We start from the raw sequence: 7,825 nt of genomic DNA on the forward strand, positions 1-7,825 counted from the left end.
CGGAAGAAGCCCAAGTTGGGAGGTCTGCTGCGCGAGCCCTTCGAAAAGCGCGCGCCCTGCGGGCGCGAAGGGCTGTGTGGGCGCGAAGGGCTGTGTGGGCGGGCGACGGACGTGCTCTGCGCCTCTGCCGTCCCGGCTCACGCATCACTCGCCTGGTGCACAGAACAGCGATTGACTCGCTAGTGCACTCGTGTACGGTGTACGCATGAACACCGTACTGATCTCCGGCGCGAGCATCGCCGGCCCCACCCTCGCCCACTGGCTGCGCCACCACGGCTTCGCCCCGACCGTCGTCGAGCGCGCCCCCGCGCCCCGTCCCGGCGGTCAGGCCGTCGACATCCGGGGTACCGCCCGTGAGGTCGTGGCCCGCATGGGCGTGCTGGACCAGGTCCGCGCGGCGCACACCGGGGCGCGCGGGATGTCCTTCGTCAACGCCGAGGGCAAGCGGACCGCCACGATGGCCGCGGACACGATGGGCGACTCCGGCGGTGTCATCGCCGAGATCGAGATCCTGCGCGGCGACCTGGTCCGCATCCTCTACGACCGGACCAGGGACGACGTCGAATATCTCTTCGACGACACCATCACCTCGCTCACCGAGACCGCGACCGGTGTCGAGGTCACCTTCGAGAACCACCCGCCGCGCACGTTCGACCTGGTCATCGGCGCGGACGGCCTGCACTCCAAGGTCCGCTCGCTCGCCTTCGGCCCCGAACAGCGGTTCACCCACGACATGGGCGCCTACACCGCGATCTTCAGCACCACCCAGACCGAAGACCTCGACGGCTGGATGCTCATCCACACCGTCCCCGGCCGGGCGGCGGGCATCTACCCGACCCCCGACGGCCGTGCGAAGGGCATGTTCACGTTCAAGTCCCCGGTCGTCCCCCACGACCGCCGCGACGACGCCTTCCAACGCGACCTCATCGCGAAGACCTTCGCGACGGACGGCTGGGAGGTGCCGCGCCTGCTGGACGACCTGCGCGACGCCGACGACTTCTACTTCGACCGCCTGTGCCAGGTCCGCATGGACTCCTGGTCACACGGCCGGGTCGCGCTGCTGGGCGACGCTGCCTTCTGCGCCTCCCCTATGGCCGGGAACGGCACCAGCATGGCGCTGGTCGGCGCGTACCTGCTGGCCGGCGAGTTGGCCACCGCACCCGACCACGCCACGGCGTTCCGGCGCTACGAGGAGTTGATGCGGGAGTACGTCGACAAGTGCCAGAAGTTCGCGTTGGGCGGGATCGACGGGCTGCTGCCCAAGAGCCGCATGTTCATCCGCATGCGCGACCTGACCCTGCGGATCGTCCCGCACATCCCGGGCGGCACCAAGATCTTCGGCGACCTCCAGAAGATCGCCAACACCGTGACCCTGCCGGAGTACCGGAGGGTCCACGAAATGCCTTGACCTCGACCCAAGTCCAGGTCTTACGTTCGGCGGCATGGACATGGAAGTCACCGCGTGGATGTCGCTGTACCACATGACCAACGCGCAGAACGACAAGAAGCCGTTCTCCAAGGCCACCCTGAAGCGCATCTGGTCGTTCGCCCGGCCCCACAAGACCCGGCTCACGCAGTACCTCGTGGTCAGCGTCGTCGTGGCGGTGCTCGCGGTGGTGACGCCGGTGCTGGCCGGGCGGATCGTGGACGCGATCGTGCACGGCTCGTCCTACGAGGTGGTCCTGGGTCTGGCCGGGCTCATCGCGGGCATCGCGGTGGTGGAGGCGGGGCTGGGGCTGCTCGCCCGGTGGCTGTCGGCGAGCATCGGCGAGGACCTGATCCTGGACCTGCGGACCACCGTGTTCGACCACGTCCAGCGCATGCCGGTCGCGTTCTTCACACGGACGCGGACCGGTGCGCTGGTGTCCCGGCTGAACAACGACGTCATCGGCGCGCAGCGGGCGTTCAGCGACACGTTGTCCAGCGTCGTGGGCAACCTCGTCACCCTCGCCCTGACGCTGGCGGTGATGGTCAGCCTGTCGTGGCAGATCACGTTGCTGGCCCTGGTCCTGCTGCCGGTGTTCGTGCTGCCGGCCCGCCGGATGGGCACCCGCCTGGCCCGGCTGGAACGCGAGGCCGCCAACCACAACGCCACCATGAGCACCCAGATGACCGAGCGGTTCTCCGCGCCCGGCGCCACGCTGGTCAAGCTGTTCGGCCGGCCCGCCCGGGAGTCCGCGGAGTTCGCGGTGCGGGCGCGGCGGGTGCGGGACATCGGCGTGCGCTCGGCGATGGTGCAGACGGTGTTCCTCACCGCGCTCACGCTGGTGTCCGCGCTGGCACTGGCCCTGGTCTACGGGCTGGGCGGGTTCTACGCGCTGCGCGGCGAGCTGGACGCGGGCTCCGTGGTGGCGCTGGCGCTGCTGCTGACCCGGTTGTACGCGCCGCTGACCGCCCTGGCCAGCGCGCGGGTCGAGGTGATGAGCGCGCTGGTCAGCTTCGAGCGGGTGTTCGAGGTGCTCGACCTCAAGCCGCTGATCCAGGAGAAGCCGGACGCGCGGACCCTGCCGGACGGGCCGGTGGCGGTGGAGTTCGACGGGGTCGGGTTCGCCTACCCGTCGGCGGACAAGGTGTCCCTGGCGTCGCTGGAGGAGGTCGCCGTGCTGGACTCCCGCGGCGGGGTGGACGTGCTGCACGACGTGTCCTTCCGCGCCGAGCCGGGGCAGCTGGTGGCGCTGGTCGGGTCGTCGGGCGCGGGCAAGTCCACCATCGCCTCGCTGCTGCCCCGCCTGTACGACGTGGACCGGGGCGCGGTGCGACTGTCCGGTGTGGACGTTCGGGACCTGTCGCTGGCGTCGATCCGGGACACCCTGGGCATGGTGACCCAGGACGGCCACCTGTTCCACGAGTCGATCCGGGAGAACCTGCTGCTGGCACGGCCGGAGGCGACCGAGGAGGAGGTGTGGGACGTGCTGCGCCGGGCGCGCCTGGCCGACCTGGTCGAGTCGCTGCCGGACGGCCTGGACACGGTGGTCGGCGAGCGCGGCTACCGGCTGTCCGGCGGCGAGCGCCAGCGGCTGACCATCGCGCGGCTGCTGCTGGCCCGGCAGCGGGTGGTCATCCTGGACGAGGCCACCGCCCACCTCGACTCGACGTCGGAGGCGGCGGTGCAGGCCGCGCTGGCGGAGGCGCTGGAGGGCCGCACGGCGGTGGTCATCGCGCACCGGCTGTCCACGATCCGCGCCGCCGACCTGATCCTGGTGGTGGAGGGCGGCCGGATCGTGGAACGCGGCACGCACGCCGACCTCCTCGCCGCCGGCGGCCGGTACGAGGAGCTGTACCGCACTCAGTTCGCCGAGGAGGCCTCGGTGTCGTGACCCGTCAGGGCCTCGAAGTAGGGCTTCTGGGCCGGGTAGTAGTCGTCGAAGGTCGGTCGCGGGGTGCCGTCGCGGGAGGTGGCCAGCATGTCCAGGTAGTACTCCCACCCCGGACCGATCTCGCCGATGCCCTCGGTGCTCTTGAGGTGGTGCACCAGCTTCAGCTCGGTCACACCGTCCACTTCGGACAGCAGGAGCTCCAGCCGCCAGGTGCCGTACTCGTCGATGGTCGACACGGCCAGGCGCAGGGGCTCGGCGCACGCGTCGATCCGGGCCTCCATCCAGGGCTGGCCCTCCTCGAACGCCATCTGGACCTTGATCCGGCGGCCCGGCGCGGCGTCGCCCTCCCACGGGCCGAACCAGAGCGCGGTGCGGTCGGACTCGGTGACGCTCGCCCACACGTCCTCGACGTGCGCGCGGAAACTGCGGGTCACGACCAGGTCCACGCCGTCGGGCGTGAGGACCAGGGTGGCGTTCGATAACGGGGTCATGCCGTCCTCTCCCTTGCTTGGCCGACAGCGTAATCAGTCTTCCGACAGGGCGTTGAGATATGCGGTCAACGCGGCGTGGTAGGGCAGCACGGTGGTCAGGTCGGCGTACTCGTCCGGCCCGTGCTGGCCGTCCCCGCCGATGCCGAAGATGACCGCGTCGACACCGCGCTGGTGGTAGAACCGGGCGTCCGCCGCGCCGTGCTTGCGCAGCAGGTCGCCGCTGAACCCCTGGTCACGGGCGGCCAGTCGGAGCGCCTTGACGTCGAGGCTGTCCGGGTCGGCGCGGTGCGGCGGCTCGACGTGGCCCACCTCGACCGACGCGCCGGTCAGCGCGGACAGGTGCGCGGCGACCTGGTCGCGGTCGCGGAAGTCGGTGTCCTCGGGCGGGAACCGGATGTCCAGCCACGCCGTGGCGTCGGCCGGGATCTGGTTGAACGCGGTGTTCGTGGTCTCGATCCGGGCGATGTTGACGGTGGTGCGCCAGGCTTCCTCGGTCGCGGGCGGGTAGGCCGCGAGCAGCGCGTCCAGCGACCGCAGGAGCTTGACCAGGGCGTTGTCGCCCAGCCACGGGTACGCGCTGTGCGCGGCCCGGCCGGTGGTGGACAGCCGCGCGGTGACCAGGCCCTTCGACTCGGTGACCAGCCGCAGCGCGCTGTGCTCGCCGATCACCACGAACCGGCCGGTGACCCCTTGCTCCAGTTGGTGCAGCGTGCCGTCCCGGCCGCCGACCTCCTCGTCGGTGACCAGTTGCAGGCCCACCGGGAACGACGTCGGCACGTCCCGGAACACCAGCGCCAGCACCAGGGCCGACAGCTTCATGTCCTGCGCGCCGCGCGCGTGCAGCCGATTGCCCTCGCGCACCGGCACGAACTGCTCGGGCGGGGCCGGGACGACGTCCAGGTGGGCGTTGAACAGCACGCGGAAGTCCGGGCGCTCCGGCCCCCGGTACACCAGCGCGCTGGGCTTGCCGTTGCGCTCGAACCGCTCCACGGTCAGGCCGGGTCCGAGCAGGTCGAGCACGAAGTCCAAGGCGCGCAGCAGGTCCGCGGGCCGGTCGGCGGTCGAGGGGATGCGCAGCAGGGCATCGGCCGGGGCAAGGAACTCGTCGAGGTCCACGCACCCCATCGTGCCGGGTCACAGCCACCCGCGCCGCTGGGCGTGCAGGGCCAGCTGGAAGCGGGTGGTCGCGCCGAGCCGGGTCATCAGCACCTCGATGCGGCGGAACAGCGTGCGGCGGCTGATGCCCAGCTCCTGGGCGACCTCCCCGTCCGGCACCCCGCCCGCGAGCAGGGCCAGCAGCCGGCGGTCGGCGGGCAGCAGGCGCGGTGGCGGCGGGTCGGCCGACAGGACCGGCAACGCCTCCCGCCAGGCCTGCTCGAACAACGCCACCAGCGCCGAGAACGGCCCGCACGGCCGCACCACCAGCATGGTGTTGTGCACGTCGGCTTCCTTGATCGACAGGGAGACCAACGCGCAGGCGTCGTCCACGATGACCAGCTTCACCGGCACCGACGGCAACACCCTGGCCTGCTCCCCCGCCCGAACGCACGGTTCGATGCACGCGGTGAGGTAACCGGGGTGCAGCAGCGAGGCCCGCGAGTACACGACCCGTTGCGTGACACCGCGTGCGAGCGTGGCCAGCGAGTCCTCGGTGGCGGTGGCGATCGGGAAGTACGGCGGCGAGTCGAACTGCCGGATCTGTGCACGAGCGCTGACCCACACCTGCCGCAACCGGGACCCGATCGCCTCCCCGGTCACCACCTCGACCAGGTCGTCGTTGTACTGCGCCAACCGGTGCCGCCGAAACGCCTCGAACGCACCCGCCACCGCGACCCGAGCCTCGTCCAGCTCGGCGGCGCGGTGGCGGCTGAGGATCTCCAACCCGGTCGCGGGCGGCAGCGGTGCGGCGGTGTCGGCGGCGTCGGAGGCGGCACAGGCGAGTCCCGCGTCGACCAGCTCGGCGTAGGCGTCCCGATCCAGCCGGCCCAGCGGGACCGGCCCGCTGTCCAACAACTCCAGGTACACCGCGACCGCCCCGGCCCCGATCCCCAGCCGCCGAAGGGCTTCGCCGACCTTCGTGTTCGCCATGACCTGCGAAGCTAACAGCCCGGTGTTGCGTTGTTCCGGTGTTGCGGTGTTGCGGTGTTGGCTCAGTAGTCGATCGTGTTGTGGTACAGGCAGCTCAACGCGTTGCCGCCGACGTCGTAGCCGTCTGCTCGGCGGTGTGCCCAGAACTGGGCGAAGGTGTCGGAGACGTGGTTGAGGAAGGTCGTCCACAGGGGGCCGGCGGGGTCCTCGGCGCAGGTGTCACCGGGTTCGTTGGTGGTGTCGTGGAGGTCGATCATCGAGCCGAGCACCCGGCCTTCGACGGTGTCGCCGTTGTCCCAGTTCGCGGTGCCCCAGGTGGGGCCTTCGAGGTCCAGCGTGCGGCCTCCCGGCCAGCGGAAGGTTGGGTCACCCAGGACTGCGACCCCGAACCAGGTGGCGAACCCCTCGGTCCATGCGCAGCCCGTTGAGCTGGACTTGGTGATGTAGTGCGGCGAGCAGTTCGGGGCGGGCGGGAAGTCGTCGTCGTAGACGTCGTCCATCATGTAGTGGCCGAACTCGTGGAGCACCAGGATGTTGGAGTCCGGGTCCTCGGCGGCGAGGTGGACGGCGTTCTCCTGCAAGGAGTAGTAGGTGCCGTCGGTGGAGTCGGGTGCCCAGTTGATCTTTCCTTGGCGGCAGGTGGTGTCTCGGGCGTCCCAGCAGTTGCCTGGCGTCCAGTTCCAGGCGGCGTTGACCGTGTCGAAGGCTTCTACGCCTCGCATGAGGGCTGGGTCGGAGGGGCGGATGCTCCCGAGGTCCACGGCTGTGCCGGCGTTGGGTACGACGTTGGTGTAGAAGGAGTAGGACTTGCGGGTGCGGGCGTTGCGGATGATCCATAGGGTGTTTTCGGTGGCGACGCGTACGTAGACGTCCTGGGTGCCGCCTTCTTCGTCGGTGTTTTCGTAGCAGAGGCGGAAACGGCCGGAGCCGTCGGTGAGTCCGGTGGCTAGTAGGTCGTCGGTGCCGGTGGTGTCGTCGTCGTAGGCCCATACCTTGGCGTTCGGCGAGACGCGGGCTGTGCCGTTGTGGTCTACGTAGGTCCAGGTGCCGGTGGTGCAGGCGGTTCCTGGGGTGCTGGTTGTTTCGCCGGCTGGCTTGTGCCGGTGCTGCGGGTGGGCCGGCGTTGCGGGGGCTTCGGTCCGTACTGTGCGGTTCGCTTCGTGGGTGGGGATGCCGTGTTGAGATTGTTGGGGACCGACTGTGAGGAACGCGCTTCCCTTGTCCGACTCCGCTCCTGAGTGGGCGACTACTTGGATCTGTGCGGCGCCTTCGGCTACCGCGCGGACTCTGCCGGTTAGGCGGAGCGGGCGGTCTTTGATGACTTGGGTGGTGCCGGTGGCGTGGTGCGTTCGCCCTTGGTCGAGTGGTGCGGCGGAGGCGGTGGTTCGGGTGACCAGGCCGGCAGGTGCCTGTACCCATTCGAGGGTGGCGGGCAGGGACACGTCGAGCTGGACGTCTGGGTTGGTGGACGTGGTTCGGATGTCGATGTCTAGTTGCGTCTCGGTGCCTAGGGCGGGGGCGTCGGACAGTCGGACTGAGACGTCTAGGCAACTTTGCCACTCGCCGGTGCCTTCGAAGGGGGTGCAGGTGGCGGGGGCGGCCTCGGCGGTGGGGGCGGCGAGGATGGCGGCGATCAGGGCTGTGGGCGTTAGGAGTCCATGTAGGACTTGGCGGATCATGTGATCCCTTTCGTGCAGGGGTGCAGGGAGGTTTGGGTCTACCAGAGCGCCACCCCATCTGGTGACCATTTAGTGCCACTGGCACTTTCCCGCCAACGCTTCGCTCTCAAGCTGAACGCGCTGCGCGCTTGAAAGATGAAAAGCGGCGCTCGCCGCGCGGCAGGCCCCCGGGGGGGGCAGGGTTCCGGCAAAGTCGGTTTGTGCTGTTCAGCCGGTGATTCCGAGGAGTTGGAGTGGTCGTTCGGGGTTG

Annotated in this window: 6 protein-coding genes; 2 read left to right on the forward strand and 4 right to left on the reverse strand. The window is 70.0% G+C overall.

From position 1 onward, the window contains the following. Window positions 1-205 precede the first annotated feature (205 nt). Window positions 206-1,408, forward strand: a complete 1,203-nt coding sequence (locus WBN91_RS38215; protein ID WP_337729191.1) for an FAD-dependent monooxygenase — start codon at window positions 206-208, stop codon at window positions 1,406-1,408. Between the two features lie 40 nt (window positions 1,409-1,448). Further along, window positions 1,449-3,317, forward strand: a complete 1,869-nt coding sequence (locus tag WBN91_RS38220; protein ID WP_443217873.1) for an ABC transporter ATP-binding protein — start codon at window positions 1,449-1,451, stop codon at window positions 3,315-3,317. Here WBN91_RS38220 and WBN91_RS38225 read toward each other — a convergent pair. From WBN91_RS38225 to WBN91_RS38240, 4 genes are all read right to left on the reverse strand, one after another. After that, window positions 3,287-3,808: an SRPBCC family protein gene (locus WBN91_RS38225; RefSeq protein ID WP_337729190.1), complete on the reverse strand. Its 522-nt coding sequence runs from the start codon at window positions 3,806-3,808 to the stop codon at window positions 3,287-3,289. The genes WBN91_RS38220 and WBN91_RS38225 overlap by 31 nt on opposite strands. 33 nt (window positions 3,809-3,841) lie before the next feature. Continuing rightward, window positions 3,842-4,933: a M20 family metallopeptidase gene (locus WBN91_RS38230; protein WP_337729189.1), complete on the reverse strand. Its 1,092-nt coding sequence runs from the start codon at window positions 4,931-4,933 to the stop codon at window positions 3,842-3,844. A gap of 9 nt (window positions 4,934-4,942) precedes the next feature. After that, window positions 4,943-5,896 (reverse strand): helix-turn-helix transcriptional regulator, encoded by a 954-nt coding sequence (locus WBN91_RS38235; RefSeq protein WP_337729188.1) that lies wholly within the window; start codon window positions 5,894-5,896, stop codon window positions 4,943-4,945. 62 nt (window positions 5,897-5,958) lie between these two features. Beyond that, the gene (locus tag WBN91_RS38240; RefSeq protein WP_337729187.1) at window positions 5,959-7,575 is read right to left on the reverse strand and encodes a hypothetical protein; all 1,617 of its coding nucleotides are present in this window, start codon (window positions 7,573-7,575) and stop codon (window positions 5,959-5,961) included. Window positions 7,576-7,825 lie beyond the last annotated feature (250 nt).

The organism is Saccharothrix sp. CCNWYY140, from assembly GCF_037401995.1.
Lineage (GTDB): Bacteria > Actinomycetota > Actinomycetes > Mycobacteriales > Pseudonocardiaceae > Actinosynnema.

Excerpts from the sequence above, each read along its gene's own strand:
- WBN91_RS38215 (WP_337729191.1), top strand. The coding sequence starts at position 206 with ATGAACACCGTACTGATCTCCGGCGCGAGCATCGCCGGCCCCACCCTC.
- WBN91_RS38240 (WP_337729187.1), bottom strand. The coding sequence starts at position 7,575 with ATGATCCGCCAAGTCCTACATGGACTCCTAACGCCCACAGCCCTGATC.
- WBN91_RS38220 (WP_443217873.1), top strand. The coding sequence starts at position 1,449 with ATGGAAGTCACCGCGTGGATGTCGCTGTACCACATGACCAACGCGCAG.
- WBN91_RS38230 (WP_337729189.1), bottom strand. The coding sequence starts at position 4,933 with ATGGGGTGCGTGGACCTCGACGAGTTCCTTGCCCCGGCCGATGCCCTG.
- WBN91_RS38235 (WP_337729188.1), bottom strand. The coding sequence starts at position 5,896 with ATGGCGAACACGAAGGTCGGCGAAGCCCTTCGGCGGCTGGGGATCGGG.
- WBN91_RS38225 (WP_337729190.1), bottom strand. The coding sequence starts at position 3,808 with ATGACCCCGTTATCGAACGCCACCCTGGTCCTCACGCCCGACGGCGTG.